Origin of the sequence: Amycolatopsis deserti (genome assembly GCF_014653945.1) — a bacterium.
GTDB lineage: Bacteria > Actinomycetota > Actinomycetes > Mycobacteriales > Pseudonocardiaceae > Amycolatopsis_E > Amycolatopsis_E deserti.
On record NZ_BNAU01000006.1, the window covers coordinates 246,307 to 269,428 of the forward strand.

General features: G+C 72.0%; 20 protein-coding genes. 12 read left to right on the plus strand and 8 right to left on the minus strand.

The features are described from left to right. Positions 1–68 precede the first annotated feature (68 nt). Positions 69–641 carry a YqgE/AlgH family protein gene (locus tag IE290_RS25045; protein WP_191247123.1) on the plus strand — a complete coding sequence of 191 codons (573 nt, stop codon included), beginning with the start codon at positions 69–71 and terminating at the stop codon, positions 639–641. On the opposite strand, the gene IE290_RS25050 is transcribed toward IE290_RS25045, so the two are convergent. Beyond that, entirely contained in the window at positions 638–1,042 is a 405-nt protein-coding gene (locus IE290_RS25050; protein WP_191247124.1) for an SdpI family protein, read from the minus strand. The genes IE290_RS25045 and IE290_RS25050 overlap by 4 nt on opposite strands. Before the next feature lie 66 nt (positions 1,043–1,108). Between IE290_RS25050 and IE290_RS25055 the strand changes: the two genes are divergently transcribed. Both IE290_RS25055 and leuS read left to right on the plus strand, forming a co-directional pair. After that, positions 1,109–2,191, plus strand: coding sequence for an esterase-like activity of phytase family protein (locus tag IE290_RS25055; RefSeq protein ID WP_191247125.1), 1,083 nt, complete (start codon positions 1,109–1,111; stop codon positions 2,189–2,191). Between the two features lie 31 nt (positions 2,192–2,222). After that, complete coding sequence (leuS, locus tag IE290_RS25060) at positions 2,223–5,072, plus strand: leucine--tRNA ligase (RefSeq protein ID WP_191247126.1); 2,850 nt, start codon at positions 2,223–2,225, stop codon at positions 5,070–5,072. On the opposite strand, the gene IE290_RS25065 is transcribed toward leuS, so the two are convergent. Then, positions 5,069–5,812 (minus strand): TetR/AcrR family transcriptional regulator, encoded by a 744-nt coding sequence (locus tag IE290_RS25065; RefSeq protein ID WP_191247127.1) that lies wholly within the window; start codon positions 5,810–5,812, stop codon positions 5,069–5,071. The two genes, leuS and IE290_RS25065, sit on opposite strands and share 4 nt — an antisense overlap. Before the next feature lie 284 nt (positions 5,813–6,096). Here IE290_RS25065 and IE290_RS25070 point away from each other — a divergent pair, with 284 nt between their 5' ends. Together IE290_RS25070 and ptsP are read left to right on the plus strand one after the other, a co-directional pair. Beyond that, positions 6,097–6,969, plus strand: coding sequence for a ribokinase (locus tag IE290_RS25070; protein WP_191247128.1), 873 nt, complete (start codon positions 6,097–6,099; stop codon positions 6,967–6,969). 43 nt (positions 6,970–7,012) lie between these two features. Continuing rightward, positions 7,013–8,644: a phosphoenolpyruvate--protein phosphotransferase gene (ptsP, locus tag IE290_RS25075; protein ID WP_191247129.1), complete on the plus strand. Its 1,632-nt coding sequence runs from the start codon at positions 7,013–7,015 to the stop codon at positions 8,642–8,644. 134 nt (positions 8,645–8,778) lie between these two features. Here ptsP and IE290_RS25080 read toward each other — a convergent pair whose 3' ends face one another. Genes IE290_RS25080 through IE290_RS25095 form a run of 4 tightly spaced genes read right to left on the minus strand, consistent with a single transcriptional unit; the run spans position 8,779 to position 12,397 of the window. Further along, a complete protein-coding gene (locus tag IE290_RS25080; protein ID WP_191247130.1) occupies positions 8,779–9,396 on the minus strand; it encodes a DUF1707 SHOCT-like domain-containing protein in 618 nt (205 codons plus the stop codon). 48 nt (positions 9,397–9,444) lie between these two features. Continuing rightward, a complete protein-coding gene (locus tag IE290_RS25085; RefSeq protein ID WP_373300518.1) occupies positions 9,445–10,089 on the minus strand; it encodes a response regulator in 645 nt (214 codons plus the stop codon). Beyond that, complete coding sequence (gene macS / locus IE290_RS25090) at positions 10,086–11,222, minus strand: MacS family sensor histidine kinase (RefSeq protein WP_191247132.1); 1,137 nt, start codon at positions 11,220–11,222, stop codon at positions 10,086–10,088. Before macS ends, IE290_RS25085 begins: the two co-directional genes overlap by 4 nt. Beyond that, positions 11,219–12,397, minus strand: a complete 1,179-nt coding sequence (locus IE290_RS25095; RefSeq protein WP_191247133.1) for an AI-2E family transporter — start codon at positions 12,395–12,397, stop codon at positions 11,219–11,221. Before IE290_RS25095 ends, macS begins: the two co-directional genes overlap by 4 nt. Before the next feature lie 200 nt (positions 12,398–12,597). Between IE290_RS25095 and IE290_RS25100 the strand changes: the two genes are divergently transcribed. The 5 genes from IE290_RS25100 (at position 12,598) to IE290_RS25120 (ending at position 18,573) form a co-directional block, all read left to right on the plus strand. Beyond that, a complete protein-coding gene (locus IE290_RS25100; protein ID WP_191247134.1) occupies positions 12,598–13,302 on the plus strand; it encodes a hypothetical protein in 705 nt (234 codons plus the stop codon). Between the two features lie 216 nt (positions 13,303–13,518). Continuing rightward, positions 13,519–13,977, plus strand: coding sequence for a hypothetical protein (locus tag IE290_RS25105; protein ID WP_191247135.1), 459 nt, complete (start codon positions 13,519–13,521; stop codon positions 13,975–13,977). Positions 13,978–14,014: 37 nt separating this feature from the next. Further along, positions 14,015–14,260 (plus strand): hypothetical protein, encoded by a 246-nt coding sequence (locus IE290_RS25110; RefSeq protein ID WP_191247136.1) that lies wholly within the window; start codon positions 14,015–14,017, stop codon positions 14,258–14,260. A gap of 285 nt (positions 14,261–14,545) precedes the next feature. After that, positions 14,546–15,457, plus strand: a complete 912-nt coding sequence (locus IE290_RS25115) for a hypothetical protein (RefSeq protein ID WP_191247137.1) — start codon at positions 14,546–14,548, stop codon at positions 15,455–15,457. A 197-nt stretch (positions 15,458–15,654) separates the two neighbouring features. Further along, on the plus strand, positions 15,655–18,573 hold the full coding sequence (locus tag IE290_RS25120; RefSeq protein WP_191247138.1) for a beta strand repeat-containing protein: 2,919 nt from the start codon (positions 15,655–15,657) through the stop codon (positions 18,571–18,573). Between the two features lie 60 nt (positions 18,574–18,633). Here the strand turns inward: IE290_RS25120 and IE290_RS25125 are convergent, their stop codons facing one another. Beyond that, positions 18,634–19,404, minus strand: coding sequence for a dioxygenase family protein (locus IE290_RS25125; protein WP_191247139.1), 771 nt, complete (start codon positions 19,402–19,404; stop codon positions 18,634–18,636). A gap of 124 nt (positions 19,405–19,528) precedes the next feature. On the opposite strand from IE290_RS25125, the gene IE290_RS25130 reads away from it, so the two are divergent. Next, positions 19,529–19,900, plus strand: a complete 372-nt coding sequence (locus tag IE290_RS25130) for a hypothetical protein (RefSeq protein WP_191247140.1) — start codon at positions 19,529–19,531, stop codon at positions 19,898–19,900. Here IE290_RS25130 and IE290_RS25135 read toward each other — a convergent pair. Continuing rightward, positions 19,886–22,069 carry an excinuclease ABC subunit UvrA gene (locus IE290_RS25135; RefSeq protein ID WP_191247141.1) on the minus strand — a complete coding sequence of 728 codons (2,184 nt, stop codon included), beginning with the start codon at positions 22,067–22,069 and terminating at the stop codon, positions 19,886–19,888. The two genes, IE290_RS25130 and IE290_RS25135, sit on opposite strands and share 15 nt — an antisense overlap. A gap of 63 nt (positions 22,070–22,132) precedes the next feature. Between IE290_RS25135 and IE290_RS25140 the strand changes: the two genes are divergently transcribed. Beyond that, on the plus strand, positions 22,133–23,086 hold the full coding sequence (locus IE290_RS25140; protein ID WP_229874695.1) for a helix-turn-helix transcriptional regulator: 954 nt from the start codon (positions 22,133–22,135) through the stop codon (positions 23,084–23,086). The last annotated feature ends 36 nt before the right edge of the window (positions 23,087–23,122 follow it).

Sequence of the window (23,122 nt, forward strand, 5' to 3'; positions counted from 1 at the left end):
ACGGGCGGGGCCCCCGCCTTGTTCCCGGCGATGCGGTCCGGTTTCGCGGCGAGTGGGATCATGGGGTCGTGCCAGCGGACGCCGAGGTTGAACCGGGATCGCTCCTGGTCGCCGCTCCTACGATGTTCGATCCCAACTTCCGCCGCACGGTGGTGTTCATCATCGACCACCGGGAGGAGGGAACGCTCGGGGTCGTCCTGAACCGGCCGAGCGACGTGCCGGTCGACGACGTGCTGCCCAGCTGGGGACGGCACGTGGTGGAACCCCAGTCGGTGTTCGTCGGCGGCCCGGTGGAGAAGAAGACCGCGTTGTGCCTGGCCGCGCTGCGCGCCGGGGAAACCGCGGCGGGCGTGCCCGGGCTGATCGGCGTGCGCGGCCCGGTGGCGCTGGTGGACCTGGACGCCGATCCGGACGCGCTGGTGCCGAAGGTGCGCGGGCTGCGGGTGTTCGCCGGTTACGCGGGCTGGGACTCCGGCCAGCTGGACGGCGAGATCGAGCGCGGTGACTGGCTCATCGTCCCGGCGCTGCCCAGCGACGTGCTGGCCACGCCGGAGCGTGATCTGTGGGGCCAGGTCCTCCGCCGTCAGGGTGTGCCGACAGCGTTGCTGGCCACCCACCCCGGTGATCTCCAGCGAAATTAAGCGCGCTGCACCGCGCAACCGCCACAAGCGCAGCCGGAGCAGCCGGCCGGCGCGGCGGGCGCGGGCGGCGGCACGGCCGCCGCGGCGCGGTGACCCAGCACGCCACCGCCGGCGACCAGCGCGAACATGCCGGCCAGGCCGATCGCGGTGGCGGTCAGGACACCCGCGGTGCCGGGCATGAGCAGGCCGGCGATCCCGGCGACGATCCCGACCACCCCGGCCACCATCGTGGGCAGCCCGGCGACCCGGTTCGCCAGCCGGAAGGCTTCGTCGGAACGCAGCGTCGCAACGGTGCGCACGCCGGCGCCGCGGTCGCGCGGCAGCTTCTCCCGCCAGCCGAGCAGGCCACCCCAGCCGACGACGACACCGAGCACCAGGGGAATCAACGCGACAACGAACACGCTCCCGAGAATAAGCGTGATGTTCGCGCTACCTACTGGACACCCGTATCCGCTGTGCTGCACGCCATGTCCAAGCGACTCCTCACCGGCGCCATCGCCGGGTGCCTCCTCCTGACCGCGGTCCCCGCCGAGGCCGCCCCGTCCCCGGTCCGGTTCCTCGGCGAGCAGCACGTGCCGCACGCGCTCGCCTTCGACGGGACGACCGTCGGCGGGCTGTCGAGCATCGACTACGACCCGCGCACCGGCCAGTACGTGTTCCTCAGCGACGACCGCTCGGCGTTGCAGCCGGCCCGCTTCTACACCGCGCGGTTCGACGTCACCGCATCCGGCGTCGGCCCGGTGACCGTCACCGCCACGCACCCGCTGCGCCGCGCCGACGGCACCACCTACCCGGCGCAGAGCGTCGACCCCGAAGAACTGCGCGCCGACCCGTGGACCGGCGACTACTTCTGGAGCCAGGAGGGCGACCGCACCGCGACCGTGCTGGCCGACCCGTCGATCCGGGTGGCGCAGCCGGACGGCGACTACGTCCGCGACCTGCCGATCCCGGACAACGAGCGGATGCTGCCGGACTCCGGTCCGCGGCAGAACCTGGTGCTCGAAGGCCTGACCTTCGCCGCGGGCGGCACGCTGGTGGTCAGTGCGCTGGAGGGCCCGCTGCTGCAGGACGGCCCGGTGCCCACGGCCGAGCAGGGCGCGCTCTCCCGGATCACCGTGCAGACCCGCGGCGGCACGGTCCTCGCCCAGTACGCCTACCCGCAGGAGCCGGTGTTCGCGCCGGGCGCGGGCGGCAGCACCGGAGTCTCCTCGATCCTCGCCGCCGACCCGCTCGACCCGTCGCGCTACCTGGTGATGGAGCGCGCGTTCGTCTCCGGGGTCGGCAACAAGGTGCGGATCTACGAGATCGACACCCGCGGCGCGACCAACGTCCTGCACACCGCTTCGCTGCAGGGCGCGAAGGTCCAGCCGGTCCGCAAGAAGCTGTTGCTCGACCTGTCGGACCACCCGCTGTCCAAGGTCGACAACGTCGAGGGCATGACCTGGGGGCCGCGCCTGCCCAGCGGTGAACGCACCCTGGTGCTGGTCAGCGACGACAACTTCTCGGCGAACCAGATCACGCAGGTCATCGCATTCGCGGTGCGCCGATAGGCGGGTCGGCCGGGCCGCTTACCATGGTTGGGTGAGTGAAGCAATCGAGGAAACGCCCGGCCACCGGTACAACGCCGACCTGGCCGGTCGGGTCGAGCTGCGCTGGCAGAACTACTGGGCCGATCACGGCACCTTCCACGCACCGAACCCGGCCGGCTCGCTGGCGACCGACTCCAGCGTTCCCTCGGACAAGCTCTTCGTGCAGGACATGTTCCCCTACCCGTCGGGGGCCGGCCTGCACGTGGGGCATCCGCTGGGCTTCATCGCCACCGACGTCTACGCCCGCTACCACCGCATGATCGGGCGCAACGTCCTGCACACCATGGGCTTCGACGCCTTCGGCCTGCCCGCCGAGCAGTACGCGGTGCAGACCGGGCAGCACCCGCGCAAGACCACCGAGCAGAACATGGAGACCTACCTGCGGCAGATCCGCAGGCTGGGCCTTGGCCACGACGAGCGCCGCCGGATCGCGACGATCGACCCGGACTACTACAAGTGGACCCAGTGGATCTTCCTGAAGATCTACAACTCCTGGTACGACGAGAAGCAGGGCAAGGCCCGGCCCATCGTCGAGCTGGAGGCCGAGTACGCGCAGGACAAGCGCCGCACGCCCGACGGCCGCGGCTGGTGCGAGCTGACCCGCGCCGAGCAGCTGAAGATCCTGGACGAGCACCGGCTGGCCTACATCTCCGAGGCGCCGGTGAACTGGTGCCCCGGTCTGGGCACCGTGCTGTCCAACGAGGAGGTCACCCCGGACGGCCGCAGCGAGCGCGGCAACTTCCCGGTGTTCCGCCGCAACCTGCGCCAGTGGATGATGCGCATCACCGCCTACGCCGACCGCCTGGTCGACGACCTGGACCGGCTGGAGTGGCCGGAGAAGGTCAAGTCGATGCAGCGCAACTGGATCGGCCGGTCGCACGGTGCGCGCGTCAACTTCGCCGCCGGTCAGCACAAGATCGAGGTCTTCACCACCCGGCCGGACACCCTGTTCGGCGCCACCTACATGGTGCTGGCGCCCGAGCACCCGCTGGTCGACGAGCTGACCACCGACGCGTGGCCGTCCGATGTGGACGAGCGCTGGACCGGTGGCGCCGCCACCCCGGCCGAGGCGGTCGCGGCCTACCGCCGCGCCGCGTCCCGCAAGTCCGAACTGGACCGCCAGGAGAGCAAGGACAAGACGGGCGTCTTCGTCGGCTCGTACGCGGTGAACCCGGTCAACGGCAAGCAGATCCCGGTCTTCATCGCCGACTACGTGCTGATGGGCTACGGCACCGGCGCGATCATGGCGGTGCCCGCCCAGGACCAGCGCGACTGGGACTTCGCGGAGAAGTTCGGGCTGGAGATCGTCCGCACGGTCCAGCCGAGCGAGGGCTTCGACGGCAAGGCCTACACCGGTGACGGGGTGGCGATCAACAGTCGCCAAGAAAACGGACTCAGCCTGGACGGCCTGAACGTCGACGACGCCAAGAAGACGATCATCGCCTGGCTGGAGGAGAACGGCCACGGCGCCGGCACCGTGCAGTACAAGCTGCGCGACTGGCTGTTCTCGCGGCAGCGGTACTGGGGCGAGCCGTTCCCGATCGTCTACGACGAGGACGGCCAGGCGCACGCGATCCCGGAGCACCTGCTGCCGGTCGAGCTGCCCGAGGTGGACGACTACTCGCCGCGGACCTTCGACCCGGAGGACGCCGACAGCGAGCCGTCGCCGCCGCTGTCCCGCGCGAGCGACTGGGTCGAGGTCGAGCTGGACCTGGGCGATGGCAAGAAGACCTACCGCCGCGACACCAACACGATGCCCAACTGGGCCGGCTCGTGCTGGTACCAGCTGCGGTACATCGACCCGGACAACGCCGAGCGGTTCGTCGACGCCGGCAACGAGCAGTACTGGATGGGCCCGCGCCCCGGCGAGCACGGCGTGAACGACCCCGGCGGCGTCGACCTGTACGTCGGCGGCGTCGAGCACGCGGTGCTGCACCTGCTGTACTCGCGGTTCTGGCAGAAGGTGCTGTTCGACCTGGGCTACGTCAGCGCCGAGGAGCCGTACCGGCGGCTGTTCAACCAGGGCTACATCCAGGCCTACGCCTACACCGACGAGCGCGGCTTCTACGTCCCGGCCGAGGAGGTCGAGGAGAAGGACGGAAAGTTCTTCCACCAGGGCAAGGAAGTCAAGCAAGAGTACGGGAAGATGGGCAAGAGCCTGAAGAACGTGGTCACGCCCGACCAGATGGCGGCGGACTACGGGGCCGACACCTTCCGGTTCTACGAGATGTCGATGGGCCCGCTGGCCGACTCCCGGCCGTGGGCGACCAAGGACGTCGTCGGCGCCCACCGGTTCCTGCAGCGCGTGTGGCGCCTGGTGGTTTCGGAGCAGACCGGTGAGCTGCGCGTGTCGGCGGCCGAGGCGACGGACGAGGACCGCCGGATCCTGCACAAGACCATCGCCGGTGTCCGCGACGACTACTCCGGCCTGCGGTTCAACACCGCCGGCGCGAAGCTGATCGAGTACAACAACCACCTGACCAAGGTCTACGGCGCCGCCGAGTCGACGCCGCGCGAGCTGGTCGAGCCGCTGGTGCTGATGCTGGCGCCGCTGTGCCCGCACATCGCCGAGGAGCTGTGGCACCGGCTGGGCCACGAGGGCTCGCTGGCGCACGGCCCGTTCCCGGTCGCCGACGAGAAGTTCCTGGTCGAAGACACGGTGGAGTACCCGATCCAGGTCAACGGCAAGGTCCGCGCGCGGATCCAGGTGCCCGCCGACGCGGGCAAGGACGCGGTCGAGGCCGCAGCCCTGGCCGACGAGAAGATCGTGGCGTTGCTGAACGGCGGCACGCCGCGCAAGGTCATCGTCGTGCCGGGCCGCCTGGTGAACGTGGTCCTCTAGGAGGCGTCGAGGCCGATCTCGCGCGCGAGATCGGCCAGCAGCGCGTCGAACACGGCGTCCGGCTTGGACATCGGGATCGGGTAGTTGCCGAACACCTCGAGCGTCACGTGCCCGTAGAGCCGCGCCCAGAACTGGATCATCACGTACGTGGTGCCCAGGTCGAGCTTCTCCGGCGGGAAGTCGACACCCGATTCGCGCAGGACGGCCAGCAGGTCGTCCTGGAACGCGGTCAGGTCGTCGTGCAGCTCGACCGGCACCGCCTCGGCCGGCGGGATCTCCAGCTGGAAGTTGGCCAGCAGGTGCCCGGCGGCGGTGAGGAAGATCCGGCCGAACGGCTCGTTGGCCCGGTTCAGGGTCGCCACGCTGCCCGCCGCCGAGCCGACCTCGCCGGTCGGCGACGCGAACACGAGCGTGAACTCCTTGGTGTGCGTGAGCGCCCAGCGCCGGAAACCGCGGCAGATCGCGAAGAGCTGCACCGCGCCGTCGTCGGGCAGGCCGGAGATTTCCTCGGTGAGTTCGGCGGCCAGGTCGGCGACGACGTCGAGGCGCAGGTGCTCGACGAGGTCGTCGCGTGAGCCGTAGTACCGGTAGAGGGCGGGTGCGGTGATGCCGAGTTCACGGGCGATGGCCCGCAACGTCACGGCTTCCGGTCCGCGCTCGACGAGGAGCTTGCGCGCGGTGCGGCGGATGTCCTGATCGGTCGCCGCGCGCTCGCGACCCCGTCGGGTCGGCTTGTCCATTCCGGCATTCTAGAAGGTGACCACGGCATTTCCGACGGAATCGGGCGCCGCCGGTACCGATCGCTCGGGGGGCTACGCGATCGGTACCAGCGACCCGATGCCCGGCCTCCGGTGGCGCAACCGGGTGCCGGACGCCAAGTGAGAGCCCGCGTGAACCCTGGCGGGACGCCCCGATGTCGAGATTGCCCCAATCGGGTGAACGCCGCGGACGCTCACCCTAGTGTCGCACCGTTCGCCCCAGAAGTTACAAGAAACTTCACGTTTGCATAGAGAAGAATGCCCGGATGGCTTGCGACGTTCTGGTGGTCGGCTCCGCCAACGCTGATCTCGTGGTCCCCGCCGAGCGCCGGCCCGGGCCCGGCGAGACCGTGCTGGGCGGCGACACGGTGGTCTCCCCCGGCGGCAAGGGGGCGAACACCGCGGTCGCGGCGGCCCGGCTCGGCGCCGGGGTCGCCCTGCTCGGCGCGGTCGGTGAGGACCCCTACGGCGATCTGCTGCTCGATTCGCTGCGCGACGCCGGTGTCCGCACCGATCTGGTGCGGCGGGTGGCCCGGCCGACCGGCATCGCCTACATCACCGTGACGCCGGACGGCGAGAACTCGATCCTGGTCTCCCCCGGCGCGAACACCGCGCTCGAACCGTCCGTGGTGGACAGCGCGCTGGACGGGGCGAAGGTGGTGGTCGCGTCGATGGAGATCCCGCTCGCGACGGTCGAGCGGACGGTCGCGGCCGCCGCCGAGAAGGGCGTCTGCAGCCTGCTCAACCTGTCCCCGGTCGCCGCGGTGAGCGCGGAGACCCTCGCCGCGCTCGACGTGCTGCTGGTCAACGAGCACGAGGCCGCGTGGCTGCTCGGCGACGGGGTGCCGCCGGAGCGGCTGCTCGACCTCGGGCCGTCCGCGGCGGTCGTGACACTGGGCGCGCGCGGGGCGCTGGTGCTGACCGGCGACGGGGCCACCGAGGTCGCGGCGCCGAAGGTGACGCCCGTGGACACCACCGGCGCGGGCGACGGGTTCGCCGGTGCGCTGGCCGCGGCGATCGCGGAGGGCAAGCACCTGGAGACGGCGGCGCGACGGGCGGCGCAGGTCGCCGCGATCTCGGTCACCCGGCCCGGCGCGCAGCCCTCTTATCCGACCGCTGCGGAAGTCGCGGGTTCGTGAAACGCTGGTCCGGAACGGATCCGGAGAGGGTATGGTCTAGACCATGTCGGAAACGAGGCTGTCCGGAGTACCGGTGAGCCCGGGGCGCGCGAGCGGTCCGGTCGTCGCCGTGGCCGAACCCGCCGCCGCGCCCGCGAGCGGGCCGGCGCCGTCCGATCCGCAGGCCGAGGCCGCGCGGATCGCGCCCGCCGCACAGGCGGTCGCCGCGCGGCTGGAAGCGCTTGCCGGGCAGGCGACCGGTGACGCCGCGACGATCCTGCTGACCACCGCGGCGATGGCCGGTGACCCGGCGCTGGTCAGCGAGGCGGAACGGCTGGTCGTCGCGGAGGGCAGGCCGGCCCCGCGGGCGGTGTACGAGGCGGCGAACGGCTTCGCGAAAGCGCTTGCAGCCGCTGGCGGGTACATGGCCGAGCGCGTGCGCGATGTCGAGGACATCCGGGACCGCGTGATCGCCGAACTGCAGGGCGTGACGCCGCCCGGGGTGCCGGAGCTGACCGGCCCGAGTGTGCTGGTCGCGCGGGACCTGGCGCCTGCCGACACGGCGGGCCTCGACCCGGCGCGGGTGCTGGCATTGGTGACCGAGGAGGGCGGGCCGACCAGCCACACCGCGATCCTGGCCCGGTCGCTCGGGATCCCGGCGGTCGTGGCGGTGCGCGGGGTCTTGGCGGTGGGCGCGGAGGCGCTGCTCGTGGACGGCGACACCGGCGTGGTGGAGGTCGTCGCGGCGGACGCGCCGGTGGTGGCCGCGGTGCGCGAGGGCGCGGCGGAGTGGAACGGCGTCGGCGCGACGGCGGACGGTCACCGGGTCAAGGTGCTCGGCAACGTCGGTTCACCCGCGGACGCGACCGCCGCGGCGGAGGCGGGGGCCGAGGGCGTCGGCCTGTTCCGCACGGAGTTCTGCTACCTGGACGCCCCGGCCGAGCCTTCCGTGGACGAGCAACGCGCGGCGTACGCCGCGGTGCTGGCGCCGTTCGCCGGGAAGCCGGTGATCGTGCGGACGCTGGACGCGGGGGCGGACAAGCCGCTGGCGTTCCTGTCCCCGGAGGCGGAACCGAACCCGGCGCTCGGCGTGCGCGGTGTGCGTGTGGCGTTCGACCGGCCGGACGTGCTGGACCGGCAGCTGGAGGCGATCGCGGGCGCGGCGGCGGATTCGGGCGCCGAGGTGTCGGTGATGGCGCCGATGGTGGCGACCGCGACGGAGGCGGCGTGGTTCGCCGAACGCGTCAGGGCCGCGGGAATCGCGCGGGCCGGGGTGATGATCGAGGTGCCGGCGGCGGCGCTGGCGGCGGAGGAGATCCTGGCGGCGGTCGACTTCGTGTCGGTGGGCACGAACGACCTGGCGCAGTACACGTTCGCCGCCGACCGGCAGCTGGGCGCGGTGGCGGCGTTGAACGACCCGTGGCAACCCGCGCTGCTGAGGCTGATCGCGCTGATCGGCCGAGCCGCCGCGGCGACCGGCAAACCGGCGGGCGTCTGCGGCGAGGCGGCGGCGGACCCCCTGCTGGCCCGCGTGCTGACGGGCCTGGGAATGACCAGCCTGTCGATGAACGCGAGCGCGATCCGCGCGGTGGGAGCCGGCCTGGCACAGGCGACGCTGGCGGACTGCGAAGCGGCGGCCGAGGCAGCCCTGGCGACCCAATCCCCAGCCGAGGCGCGCAGCGCCGCAAGAGGCTGACAGGCGGGGCCGCCCCACCGACGGCGATCTCCCACCGCCGCGCCGCTGAGCGGCGCACCCGCCCCGCACTGACGGCCGGCTCGCGCCGCCGCGCGGGGCGACGGGCGACCCCGCACCGCCCCCGGCGGCAGCCCTTAATGCCCGAAGAACCCCCGCCGCGGGTGGCGGATCACCAGCGAACCTCCGTGCAACCGGCCCGCGAACACCAGCCGTGGGTTGCCGGGCTTGCCGTCCGAGCCCGTCTTGTCCTGCAGCGAGCCGTACTTGATCTCGGTGATCGCGTTCAGGTCGACCGCCGCGTGGTCCGGGATGATCACCTCGACCGAGCCCCACTTGCAGTCCAGCTCGACGCGCACCACCGGGGCCGTCACCTGCGCGTCGCTGAAATCGAGCTTCGTGGAGCCGTACCGGTTGCGCACCACCACCTCGGGCGGGACCAGCCACCGGCCGTTGCGCACCAGCGCCGAGTACTTCGCGTTCAGCTCGAGCCGCTGGTCCGGCGCGTACGACACCGTCGGCGCCGCCGGGTACACCTCCGGGTGCACCAGCCCGGGCAGGTCCGCGAGCACCGCGTTCAGCTCACCCCGCGTGCGCGCCGCCAGCGCCGTGTCGGTCCGCTCGGTGAACTCGTCCAAGTCGATCATGCCGCGGCCGATCGCCTTCTGCAGCACCTCGACGACGTGCTCGCGCTCCGCGTCCGACACCCGCAGGTCGCGCGGGCTCATCGGCTTGGTCCCGGTCTCCTCGCCCATGCCACCACGCTACGACCGGAGACCCCGGGACGAGATCCGGGAAAATCCCTAGTCTTCGTCCAGCCCGTGCTCGATCGCGTAGCGCGCCAGCTCCACCCGGTTGTGCAGCTGCAGCTTCCGCAGCGTCGACTGCACGTGGTTCTCCACCGTCCGGTGCGACAACACCAGCCGCTCGGCGATCTGCCGCGCGGTGAGGCCCTTCGCGACCAGCCGCAGCACGTCGGTCTCCCGCTCGGTCAGCCGCGGCGGCGCCACCCCGCCCGCCGGCGCGTCCGCCATCCGGCGGTACTCGCCCAGCACCAGGCCGGCCAGGCCGGGCGTGAACACCGGGTCGCCCTCCGCGGTCCGCCGCACCGCCTCGACCAGCTCCCGCACCGACGCCGACTTCACCAGGTACCCGGACGCCCCGGCCTTGACCGCCTCCAGCACGTCGCTGTGCTCGCCGCTGGCCGACAGCACCAGCACCCGGGTGTCCGGCAGCGACGTGGTGATCTCGCGCGTCGCGTCGACCCCGGAGGTGTTGCCCAGGTTCATGTCCATCAGCACGACGTCCGGCCGCACCGCGGTCGCGATGCGCACCGCGGCGGTGGCGTCCGGCGCGGTCGCCCGCACGTCGAACCCGTTCTCGGTCAGGTCGCGGGCCACACCGTCCCGCCAGATCGGGTGGTCGTCGACGACCATCACGCTGATCATGTCCTCGGCACCCGGATCTCCCATTCGGTCCCCTGTCCTGGCGCGGTCTCCAGGGAGATCGTGCCACCGAGTTCGGCCACGCGTCCCCGCATCGAGCGAACAACGCCCATCCGGCCCTCACTCTCCGCGTCCGCGAGCCGTCCCTCGGGGATGCCCGGACCGTCGTCCCGCACGGTCACCACGACCTCGCGGCCGACGTCCTCCAGCAGCACCCACGCCTTCGCCGCCGGGCCCGCGTGCTTGTCGACGTTGGACAGGGCCTCGCGGACCACGGCGACCAGCTCCGCGGTCGTCTCGGACGGCAGGTTCACCTCGCCCGCCGGCGCCGCGACCTGCACCTTCGACGATCCGAGCAGCTGCAGCGCGGCCCGCAGATCGGTCTCGCCGGTGCTGTGCCGCCGCGGCCCGGAGGAAACCAGCGCGCGCAGCGCGATCTCCTGTTCACCGGCCAGTTCGGCGAGCTCGGCAGCCTCCCCGCCCAGTTCCGCGCCGCGCCGCCGGACGCGGGCCAGCACCTGCAGGACGCTGTCGTGGATGTCGCGCGCCAGCCGTTCCCGCTCGGCGTTGGCGACCTCGGTGCGCAGCGCCTCGGCGAGCACGGCCGCCGACTTGCGCGCGGTCGACGCGCTCATGCCGATCAGCAGCCCGCTCGCGACCAGCAGCACGCCGTCGCGCGCCACATCGAGGGTGAACCCCTGCCGGGCGACGCCCGTCGCGGCCGCGATCACCAGCCCGGCCGCGACGCCGCCCACCCCGCCGAACCGGGTGCCCGCCGCGACCGGCGCGCCGGCCACCCACACCGTCGTGATCAGCGGAGCCACCGCCGCGTTCTGCTCGTCGGTCAGGATCCACGGCGAGGTCAGCATCAGGGCGCACGTGACCAGCACATCCGCGAAGACGAACCACCGCCACCGCCACCGCAGCGCCTCGCGCGCGTAGACCAGAGCGGTCGCGACCGTCCACAGTGTCATCCCGCCGAGCACCGCCCACGCCAGCCACGGCCGCTGGTAGCCGTCGCTGTGCACGATCACCGCGCCCACCGCGAACAGCAGCGTCAGCACCCGCAGGCCGATCGTGCCCCACCACAGCGGGGTGGCCGGTTCGCGCGCGGTGGGCCCGAACCGGCGGCTCACGACTTGTCCGGTTCGCCGGGCTCCTCGTCCGACTCGGCGGGGTCGGCGTTGGGCACGGCCTCGATGTCGTGCAACACGTCGACGTCCGCGGGGTCCGGATCGACCTCGTGCAGCAGCGACCGCACACCGGCGTTGACGATCGACATCAGCGGCACCGCGAGCAGCGCGCCCGGGATGCCGTAGATGACCAGGCCCGCGGCGATGCCCAGCACGACGGCCAGCGGGTGCAGCTTGACCGCGCGGCCGAGCAGCAGCGGCTGCAGGATGTGGCTCTCCAGCTGCATGACCGCGATCAGGATGGCCAGCACGATCAGCGCGGTCACGAAACCCTTGGTGACCAGCGCGACCAGCACCGCGACCGCGCCGGTGATCACCGCGCCGAAGATCGGGATGAACGCGCCGAGGAACACCAGCGTGGACAGCGGGATCGCGAGCGGGACGCCGAGGATCGCCAGCCCGATCCCGACACCGACCGCGTCCACCACGGCGACCGCGGCGGTGGCGCGGACGAACGCGACCAGCGAGGCGAAGCCGCGCCGCCCGGCGACGTCCACGCGCTGCCGGACCTGGCCCGGGATGCCCAGCATCAGCCAGCTCCAGATCTTCTCGCCGCCGGCGAGGAAGAAGATCGTGACGAACAGCGTCAGCACGAAGCCGGTGAGGATCTCGCCGACCGTGGTCGCGGTGGTGACCGCGCTGCTGGTGAACGCCGCCTGGTTGTCCTGCAGGAAGCTGATCGAGTTGTCCAGGAACTGCTGGATCTGTTCCTGCTTGAGGTGCAGGTCGTTGATCAGCCAGTCCCGGATCTGGTTGAGGCTGTTGTTGACCTGGCTGGTCAGCGCCGGCAGGCCGTCGGTGACGTTGATGACGACGAACGCCAGCATCCCGCCCAGCACCGCCAGCCCGCCGACCAGCACGATCGCGGTCGCCAGCCCACGCGGCACCCGGACCTGCACGAGCCGCGCCACCGCCGGGGCGAGCAGGGCCGCGAGCAGCAGCGCGATCGCCACCGGGATCACCACGACCGACAGGAAGGCGAGCAACCGCAGGATGAGGTAGCCGGCCGCGGCCACCACCAGCAACCGCCAGCTGAACGCGGCGCTGACCCGGAGCCCGCGCGGGACGACCGAGTCGTCGCTGAGGAATCCGTACTTCGGAGGCTGCGGCTCACTCACGGATCCACCCTATCGAGCCGGACGAATACGGCAGCGCAACGCGCGCGAACCGCGGCCGCGGGGGCACGGTCACCCGATCAGGCGCAAGTGCCGTCATCGAGTCAGCGCAAGTTCCGGCGGTATGTCAATCTTCAACCAAGATCGACACTGCGTGATCGCGCCGCCCACCCAGCGCGACGAGAGGACGTGGCAGCTTCTCCATGACGCGACCGACCACGGCCGGGAACATCCTGGTCCGCGTACTGCTCGGCATCGCCGGGGCGTTCGCGGTCACCCTGGTGTCCTGGCTCGTCGCGTCGTCGGCGTCGGCGGACGAGGCGCCGGATCCGCTGTCGCCGTTGCTCGGCCTGGTCGGTGAGACGACCGAGCCGGTGCACGAGGTCGTGCGGCAGGTCACCGAGGTCGTCGTGCCGCCGCTGCGGACCGACCGGATCGTCGCTTCGCTGACCGGCACCGCGCCGGTGTTCGCGGAACCGGTGCGGCACCGGGCCACCGGAACCACCCGCGCGAGCGCTCCGAAGCCACCGGCCGTGCCCGACCGCCGGGCGACCGCGGTGGCGCCGCGACCGCCGGAGCCGCAACCGGTTCCGGCGAAGGTCACGTCACCCGCGCCGCGGAAAGCCGCGCTGGTCTCGCTTCCCGAGCGCGTGCCGGATCCCGTTCCGGCCGAGCCCGCATCCGACAAACCCAAGCCGGATGAGCCCAGACCGGACGCACCCGAACCGGCGGCGCCCGTGCCGCCGGAGCACGGCGTCTGCGTGGCTCCGGGGCACGCCACGGACACGGCCGCCGCGTGCCCGGCGCGTCCGGCGCCGCCGCCGATACCTTTCGCCGTGGTCGCCGAATCCCGTTCCGTCGTCGCCGGATTCTTCCGGGCCGAGCGCGCCCAGGTGTCTCCCGACTGATTCGCCGGCACGTCCGCGCGACTTTTCCAATTGTTTTTCCTCGTGTCCTGTTCAGCCGCTCTGACCAGCAGTGGAGCGGCTTTTCGTGCTACCCGAAAACGCGTTCTTCACACTTCCGGGTAATCGATCTGGTGAATTCTTCCATTCCACGTTTAACGTCATTTGCGACGGGAGTGCGTGGAACTTCCGGCTGAATGAAGAAGGAGTGCACTGACGATGTTCAGCAAATTCCGCAAGACGACGGCCGCGGCGGTGCTGGTGGGGGCCGGCCTGCTCGCGATGGGTGTCTCCGGTGGGACGGCGTCGGCGGCGACCGGCGCGGAACCGTCCGGCCTGACCTGCCCCGCGCAGGTGCCCGCGTACCCGACCGGCGCCGACTACGTGAACGCGTGGAACCAGTCCGGGGCGTGTTTCGGCGCCGGTGCCGCGGGTCTGGTCAGCTCGGCCTGGGCCGGCGCCATCCCCTCGATCGTGCAGGGCGCGGCTGGTTCGGTCAGCGGCCGGGACGACAGCGGGCTGAGCGCGCCGGTGGTCGTCCCGTCCGACCCGACGGGCGCGGACTACGTGAACGCCTGGAACGAGTCCGGCGCGCTGGCCGGTGCGGGTGCCGCGGGCCTCGTCAGCTCGGCGTGGGCGGGCGCCATCCCGTCGATCGTCCAGGGCGCGCTCGGATAGCGCTTTCACCCATCCCACAACGCAAGGAGTGCACGTCATGCGCAAGACCCTGATCCGCGGCACCGCCGCTTTCGCTCTCGCCCTCGGCGCGTTCGCTTTCGCCGGAACGGCGTCGGCCGACGAGCTGACCGCTCCGGTGGTGGTGCCGTCGCACCCGACCGGCGCGGACTACGTCAACGCCTGGAACGAGTCCGGCGCGCTCGCCGGCGCGGGTGCCGCCGGTCTCGTCAGCTCTGCCTGGGCGGGCGCGATCCCGTCCATCGTGCAGGGCGCGCTGGGCTGATTTTCCTTGGTGCGCCCAGGATCTCTCGCATCCTGGGCGCACCGTGGCCCGGTCACCTCCCGTGAGGCCCGACCACACCCACGGTTCTTCACACGATCGTGCGATCAAGTCGTGTCGAAGGTGCGAGGGCCACCCGAGTTTTGGTTATCTCGACAGCGCAAGCGATCACCGCATCAATGCGAGCACGTTTCGGACACGGCTCGGCGGGGAAATCGCGATCAACTTCTTCGACAGGAGACGGTGTTGCAGGCGAACGCGGCCATGGGACGGGGTACGGCTTCGGCCGTGCGCTGGCTCGTCCGCGCCCTGCTCGTGATCGCCGGTGCCGCCCTCGGCACCGCGGCCGCCTGGCTGATCGGCGACGCCACCGCCTCCGCCACCCAGCTCGCGCCCGCCCCGGCGGACACGCGCACCAGCGGTGACGAGGCGACCCCGGTCACCGACCGCGTGGTCACCGCCACCGACGACCTCACCTGGGGCGCCTCCGACCTGGTCGGCAACGCCACCGCCACCGTGCTGAAGTACGGCATGGCCGGCGGCCCGGTCGACCCGGCCCGTGGCGAGGCGGCCGCGGCGGACCTGCGGCAGACGGTCCACTCGTTCACCCGGGACGCGGTGCTGCGTCCGGTCGAGCGCACCCTCGGCACCGCCGAGCACATCAGCCGCAAGCCGCAGGACGCGCCGCAGGTGATCGGCAAGGCGCTGACCCCGCCGCCGTCGGTCGCGCAGTTCGGCGACAAGGTGTGGGGTTTCCTGCACCCGGCGGGCAAGAGCCTGATCAAGCTGCCGGGCCTGGGTGGCTCGGACGACGCCGAGCACGCGGTCGCGGTCCCCGCGGCCGATGTCCTGCTTGCCCCCGCCGCCGACACCGTGATGGGTCCGGTGGCGAAGGCGGTGCCGGAACGCCCGCACGGCTCGGCGGCCGGAGCCGGTCAGCACGACCGGGACGCCGACCGTTCCTCCGGCGACCAGCGGGACCAGTTCCCGTACTCGCCGCTGCGCGGACCGCTCGCACCCGCGGGTGTTCCGTTCGCCCCCGGTGGCGCTGTCACCGGTGGTCACATCGACGGCCTGCTGTTCGGCGTTCCCGCCGGCGGCCCGGCCGTGCGTGGTGTGGACGACCGCAGTGCCGTCCGCATCGTTTCCCGGCACACGCCGGTTCAGCCGGGCGAGCAGCCCGGTGTCACTCCTGACTGATTTTCGCGCGGGGTAGCTCGAAGCGCCGCCCTGTTCGCCGTGCCCTCTTCTTCGGACCGGCGTCGCGCGCACAGCCAGAGCACCCCGCTTTTCCAGCCCTCGCGGGCTTCCTCACCCATGCCCGCGATCCCCGGTGCTCTGTCAGTGCACCGACCTCAAGCCCCGCAAGGGAACCCGAAGAAAAGGAGAAACCCTCGATGCAGACCTGGGCAAAGCGCGGATTCCAGACCGCGCTGGTCACGGGTGGCTTGCTGATGCTGGGTACCGGCATCGCATCTGCCGACGAGAACGTCAACCCGGACAGTCCTGCCGGGCCGCTGGACATCCACCTGAGCGTGCCGGTCGACATCCAGGACAACGCCCTGGGCACCTTGGGCAAGCAGGTCAACCTGCCTGAGTTCCACAAGGAGATCAGCACCACGCCGGTCACCGACGCGGCGAACAAGGCCGCGGCCCCGGTCACCAAGACCGGCGCCCTGAAGCCCGCCGCCCCGGCCACGAGCGCCGCCAACGGCGTCGTCGCCAAGGCCACCGACGCCGCCAGCGGTGTGGCGCAGCGCGTCGGCCAGGCGACCCACCCCGGTTCGCAGCGCGCCACCGTCGCCCAGGACGCCGCCCCCTCGGTGCAGGACAACGGCGACCCGTTCCACGGCAACAAGGTCTCGGGCAACATCGCCGTGCCGATCTTGATCAGCGGCAACGCCCTCGGTGTGCTGGGTGACGCGGCCGTCGAGTCGGACGCCACGCAGACCTACGAGCACAACTCGGACGTCAACACCGACGGTTCGCACGGCGGTCTCGCCGGCAACGTCGTCGCGCTGGACTGGGCCGCGCCCATCCAGATCTCGGGCAACGCGCTCGGCCTGGTCGGCAGCGGTCACAGCTCCGGCAGCGCGACGCAGGAAGCGTCGACCACCGGTGACATCGTCACCGACGGCACCAACGGTGGCCTCGCCGGCAACGTCGTCGCCCCGCAGGGTGCGACCCCGCTGCAGGTGTCGGGCAACGCGCTGGGCTGGTTCCTCGGCCACGCCGAGACCGACTTCGAAGGCTCCAGCGAGGCGGAGTCCGGCGGCTCGATCGAGACGCACGGTTCGAAGGGTGCGGGCACCGGTAACGTCGCCGGCGTCCCGGTGGCCCTGCCCGCCAAGGTGTCCGGCAACGCCGTCTCCTGGGGTGGCGACGCCGACGTCCCGGCCGGCTCGTACGACGCCGAGGCCGAGGCCGGCGACACCGCCGACGGCCCGCGTGGCCCGAGCTACATCCAGACCGACGGTGACGACTCGTTCCTGGCGGGCAACGTCGCGCAGCCGCAGCCCGCGGTGCCGGCGACCGTCGCGGGCAACGCCGCGGCCTGGATCGGCAACTCGCTCGTCGGCGGCGGCGCGGACCGCCAGTCCGGTGGCGTGGACCTCGGCAGTGAGGCCACCTCGGGTGGGACCACCAGCACCAGCGGTGAGAACGCGGCCGGCTCCGGCAACATCGCCGACGCGCCCGTCGCCCTGCCCGTCGAGGCGTTCTGCGTCGGTGGCACGTGGATCGGCAACGCGCACGCCAACGGCTGCGACAACGAGACCGAGGCGCAGGCCGGTTCGGACACCTTCACCTCCGGCAACGGCAGCTTCCTCGGCGGCAACAGCGTTTCGGCTCCGCCGGCCGGCACCGTCGAGGTGTTCGGTGTGGGTGGTTCGTGGATCGGCAACGCCTCGGGCAGCGCGACCGAGACGAAGGACGTCAAGGCCGGTGGCTACACCGGGACGCTGGGCAACGACTCGGCGGGCTCCGGCAACGCCGTGCAGGTCCCGGTGGCTGTGCCCGCCGAGGTCTTCGGCGTCGGCGGCTCGTGGATCGGTCAGGGGGCCGGGGAGGCTTCCGAGACCAAGACCGTGACCTCCGGTGGGGACGGCAACACCCAGGACGACAACGCCGCGGCCTCCGCGAACCTGGTCCAGGTTCCGGTGTCGGCCCCGGTTCAGGCGTTCGGCATCGGTGGCGCGTGGATCGGCCAGGGCTCCGGCGCGGCCACCACTGACACCACCTCGACCGCGGGTGGCGACGGCAAGGCGACCGGCAAGGGCGGCTTCGCGGCGGGGAACATCGGCGCGGTGCCGGTGTCGCTCCCGGCGCAGGTGCACGGCCTCGGCGCCGCGTGGATCGGCAACGGCTTCGGCGAGTCGGAGAACGTGACCGACTCGACCGCGGGCGGTGACCTGAACACCACCGGTGAGGGCGGCTCCGTCGCCGGCAACATCATCGAGGCGCCGGTCGGCGCCGTGGCCACCGTCTTCGGTGACGCCGCGGTGTGGGGCGGCGTGGTCAAGGGCGACGCGTCCAACGACGTCGTCTCGACCGCGGGCGGCGACGCCACGACCAACGGTGACGGCGGCTCGATCGCCGGCGACGTGATCGCGGCGCAGGCCCTGCCGGTGGCCCAGGTGTTCGGCAACGCGGCCAGCCTGGTCGGTGTCGCGCACGCGGCCGGCCTCAACAGCACCGAGGCCAACTCGGGTGGAGACATCACCACCTCGGGCGAGGGCGGCGCGCTGTCCGGCGACATCTTCGACGTCCCGGCCGCGGCCGTGGCGCAGGTGTTCGGCAACGCCGTCTCGCTGGGCGGTGTCGCGCACGCGATCGCCGACAACACCACCAACGGGACCGTGGGCGGCACGGACACCACGTCCGGCCCGACCAAGGCCCTGTCCGGGATCAGCAAGCAGGTTCCGGTCGGTGTCGTCGCCCAGGTCTACGACATCCCGCTGGGCCTGATCGCGGTCACCAGCACGACGGTCAGCAACGCGACGGACATCTCGGTCGCCGGCAAGGAGCCGCAGATCGACCTGCCGATCACGATGCCGGAGATGGGCGCCACCGCCCTGCCGACGCTGCCCGCGCTGCCCGCCCGCTCGGAGCGCTCCGCGCTGCCGCAGGTGAACACGCTGCCGGTCGAGCTGCCGGGTGCGGGTCTGCCCGAGCTGCCGGAGCTGCCGACGAGCGTCGAGGGCGTCCTGCCCACCGGCGACGTCCCGGCCATCGCGCAGCTGGACAGCAACCCGACCGCCGTCTTCGAGCAGGTCAGCGACCTGGTCAGCGGCAAGGGGATCAACATCCGGGGCTGACGCCCTGATCTGAAGCGGGCCCGGGAGCGTGTGCTCCCGGGCCCGTTTTTCGTGTGTGGATCAGCCGATCTGCACGGATCGCTTCGCCAGGCCGTACCAGTAACCGTCGATGACGGTCTCCGGCTCGGTGTCCGCGGAGCCGGCGCCGAGGCTGACGAACAGCGGCGCGAAGTGCTCGATGCGCGGGTGCGCGAGCGTGGCGGCGGGCGCCTTGTGGCGGAAGTCGAGCAACGCGTCGATGTCGTTGGCCCGCAGCGTTTCCGCACCCCACTGGTCGAACTCGGCGGACCACCGCGGCGGGGTGCCGTCCACGCCGACGCCCATCGCGGAGAGGTTGTGCGTGAAGAACCCGCTGCCGATGATCAGCACGCCTTCGTCCCGCAGCGGCCGCAGCTTGCGGCCCAGCTCGAACAGCTTCCGCGGGTCGAGCGTGGGCATGGACATCTGCAGCACCGGCACGTCCGCGTCCGGGTACATCTCGACGAGCGGCACGTAGGCGCCGTGGTCGAGGCCGCGGTCGGGGGCCTCGTGCACTTCGGTGCCCGGGCCGGTCAGCAGCTTGCGCACCTTCGCGGCCAGCTCGGGCGCGCCGGGCGCCGGGTAGGTGACGGTGTAGTAGTGGTCGGGGAAGCCCCAGAAGTCGTAGACCAGCGGAACCGTCGTGGTCGCGCCGACGGTCACCGGCGCCTCCTCCCAGTGCGCCGAGACGACGAGGATCGCCTTGGGCTTGGGCAGGTTCGCCGACCAGTCGGCCAGCTGGCGGGTCCACAACGCGTCATCGGCGAGCGGCGGCGCGCCGTGGCTCAGGTAGAGCACGGGAGTCGCACTCATCGCAGCCTCCATGTTTGAAAGTTCAACTACTACGGTACCTGACGCTCCGCGGGCGCGCAGTATTCCCGGGCGCGGAACCGGTACAGACTGGCTCGGGGTGGCGGGCGCGCGCCTATCCTGAGCCATGGTGGTGAACGTGGCGATCTACCTGGTCGTGTGTGCCACGCCGCCCGTGTTGTTCTGGCTCGCGAGCAAGACACCCGCGGCGGTCGCCGCCCTCCGCCGCCGCCGCGAACCGGAGCCGGCCGGCCCGCCGATCGAGCGGCTGGCCGCGGACCTGCGCCGCGTGCACCGGTGCCTGGCGGACCTCGCGCCGGACGCGCCGATGCTGCGCCGCCGCGCGACCCACCAGGCGTACGACGCGCTGCTGGTCCAGGCGTGCGCGGCGCTCGGCCTGCCGCACTGGCTGGACGAACTGCCGGAGGGCGTGGAACGCGACATCGAGCGGCTGCGCGTGGAAGAGGCGCTCCGGCGGGCCGGCCTAGCGGTCCCCTGACAGCCGGGCCAGGTGCCGCCCGGTCTTCGACCCCGGCTGACGCGCGAGCTCGGCGGGCGGCCCCTGGAACAGCACCCGCCCGCCGTGCCGTCCGGCGCCCGGGCCCAGGTCGACGATCCAGTCGGCGCGGGCGATCACGTCGAGGTTGTGCTCGATGACCACGACCGTCGACCCGGCCTCGACCAGCCGGTCGAACAACCCGACCAGCCCCGCGACGTCGGAGGGGTGCAGCCCCGTGGTGGGTTCGTCGAACACGTAGGTCCGGCCCGGACGCGAAAGCTCGACGGCGAGCTTGAGGCGCTGGCGTTCCCCGCCGGACAACGTGTTCAGCGGCTGGCCCAGCGACAGGTATCCGAGGCCGACGTCGACCAGCCGGTCCAGCATCGGCTCGTCCGGGAACACACCCCGTGCGTCCCGCGCGGACAGGTCGAGCACCTCGCTGATCGTGTGCCCGCGGTAGGTGTAGCGCAGGACGTCCTCGACGAAGCGGCGTCCCTGGCACTCCTCGCACGTGGAGACCATCGGGTCGAGGAAGGCCAGGTCGGTGTAGATCACGCCGAGGCCGTTGCAGCGCGGGCAGGCCCCCTCCGAGTTGGCGCTGAACAGCGACGGGCTCACCCCGTTCGCCGTGGCGAACCGCTGCCGGATGCCGTCGAGCATCCCGGTGAACGTGGCCGGGCTGGACCGGCGCGATCCGCGGATCGGACTCTGGTCGACCGACACCGCGTCCGGGACGAACCCGTGCACCAGCGTGCTCTTGCCGGACCCGGCCACACCGGTGACGACGGTCAGCACCCCCAACGGGATGTCCGCGTCGACTCCACGCAGGTTGTGCCGAGTCGCGCCGCGGATCTCCAGGAACCCGTGCGCCGGCCGCGCGGTCTCCTTGATCCGCGGACGGTGCCGCAGGTAGCGGCCGGTCGGCGTGTCCGCGAGCCCGGCCACGGTGCCCTGGTAGACCACCCGGCCGCCGTCCTGCCCGGCGCCGGGGCCCAGGTCGATCACGTGGTCGGCCGCGGCGATCACGTCCGGGTCGTGCTCCACCACCAGCACGGTGTTCCCCTTGTCGCGCAGGCTCTTGAGCAGGGCGACCAGCTGCGTCACGTCGTCCGGGTGCAGGCCGACGCTCGGCTCGTCGAAGACGTAGAGCATGTCGGTGAGGCTGCTGCCGAGGTGGCGCACCATCTTCACGCGCTGCGATTCACCGCCGGACAGGGTCGAGGTCGCGCGGTCCATCGTGAGGTACCCGAGCCCGATCGACACGAGCCGCTCCAGCTGCGCGACCAGCCCGGCGACCACCGGCTCCGGTTCGGTCAGCGTGCGCACGAAGGCCAGCAGGTCCTCGGCCTCCATGGCGGCGCACTCGGCGATCGAGCGTCCGGCCACTGTGGACGCCAGCGCCTCCGGGGACAGGCGGGCGCCGTGGCACTTCGGGCAGGTCTCCTGGGTCACCACGCGTTCGAACGCTTCACGGGTGCGGCCTTTCAGCGAGTCGACGTCCTTGGGCAGCCAAATGCGTTCGAAGCGCGGCAGCAGGCCTTCGTGATCCGGCGAGCCGTGCAGGAACGCGTCCCATTCCGCCGGCGTGTAGTCGGCGAGCGGTTTGTCCAGGTCGAACAGGCCGGAGTCGGCGAAGGTGCGCCACATCCAGCCGCCCGGCTGGAACGTGGGGAACCGGATCGCGCCCTCGTTCAGCGAGCGGCCGCGGTCGACCAGCTCGTCGACGACGATCGTCCGTGCGGTGCCCAGGCCGGTGCAGCGCGGGCACATCCCCTGCGGATCGTTGAAGGAGAACGCGTTCGAGTACCCGGCGAACGGCCGCCCGGCCCGCGACCACAGCAGCCGCATCAGCGAGTAGATGTCGGTGACGGTGCCGACCGTGGACCGCGGGCCGCCGCCGAGGCGTTTCTGGTCCACCACGATCGCGGCGGACAGGTTCTCGATGGAGTCCACGTCGGGCTGGCCGTAGCGGGGCAGCCGGTTGCGCACGAAGGTGGTGAACGTTTCGTTGAGCTGCCGCTGGGACTCGGCCGCGATGGTGTCGAACACCAGCGAGGACTTGCCCGATCCGGAAACCCCGGTGACCACGGTGAACGCGTGCTTCGGCAGCGCGACGGTGACGTTGCGGAGGTTGTGCTCGCGGGCGCCCACGACCCGTAGTTCTGTCATGCCACCGACGCTAGGGAGAATCGCGGCCACATCCTGGCCGCGATTCCTGCCACCATCGAACCCGTGCACGGACCGAGCGCGCGGATGCTGGAGCTGCTGTCGTTGCTGCAGACCGGCCGCACCTGGAGTGGTGCCGACCTGACCGGACGGCTGGGCGTCTCGCCGCGCACCCTGCGCCGGGACGTGGAACGGCTGCGTGAGCTGGGCTTCCCGGTCGAATCGGTGTCCGGCCCCGGCGGCCGCTACCAGCTCGTCGCCGGCCGCGCGATGCCGCCGCTGCTGCTGACCGACGAGGAGGCGGTGGCCACGGTCGTCGGCCTCCGGTTCGCGGCCCTGGCCCAGGTCGACGGCGCCACCGGTGCGGCCGAGGGCGCGCTGCGGAAGCTGGAACAGGTGCTGCCGTCGCGCCTGCGGTACCGGATCGCGGCGGTGCTGGCCTCGACGGAGGCGATGTCCCGGGCGGCGGGCCTGCTCGACCTGCGGGTGCTCCAGCAGCTCGCCACGGCCGCCCACGCCCACCAGGACGTGCGGTTCGGCTACACCACGCGCGCCGGGGAGCGGAGCGAGCGCCGGGTCGAGCCGTACCGCCAGGTGCTGCTCGGCAAGCGGTGGTACCTGCTGGCCTGGGACGTCGACCGGCGGGACTGGCGCACCTTCCGGATCGACCGGATCAGCGGCCTGGCCGTGCCGGGCACGACGTTCGTCCCGCGGCCGCTGCCGCCGGACCCGGTGAGCTTCGTGCAGTCCAGCGCGAACCTCCCGCTCAGCAGGCACCGCGGGGTCGTCCGCTTCGAGGCGCCGGCTTCGGTGGTCGCCGAACGGCTGATGACCGAGGCCGGCACGCTGGAGCCGCTCGACGAGCACAGCTGCCGGTTCGTCACGCCGGTCGACTCGTGGGAGTGGCTGGCGATGACCTTGCCGATGATCGGCGTGCCGTACACCATCGAAGGCCCACCGGAACTCGTCGAGCGATCCCGCGAACTCGCCGACCGAATCCGCGCCGCGACGGAAGGCTGAGGCGGGAGCGCCCGCCGCGGGACGGCCGCGCAAGCG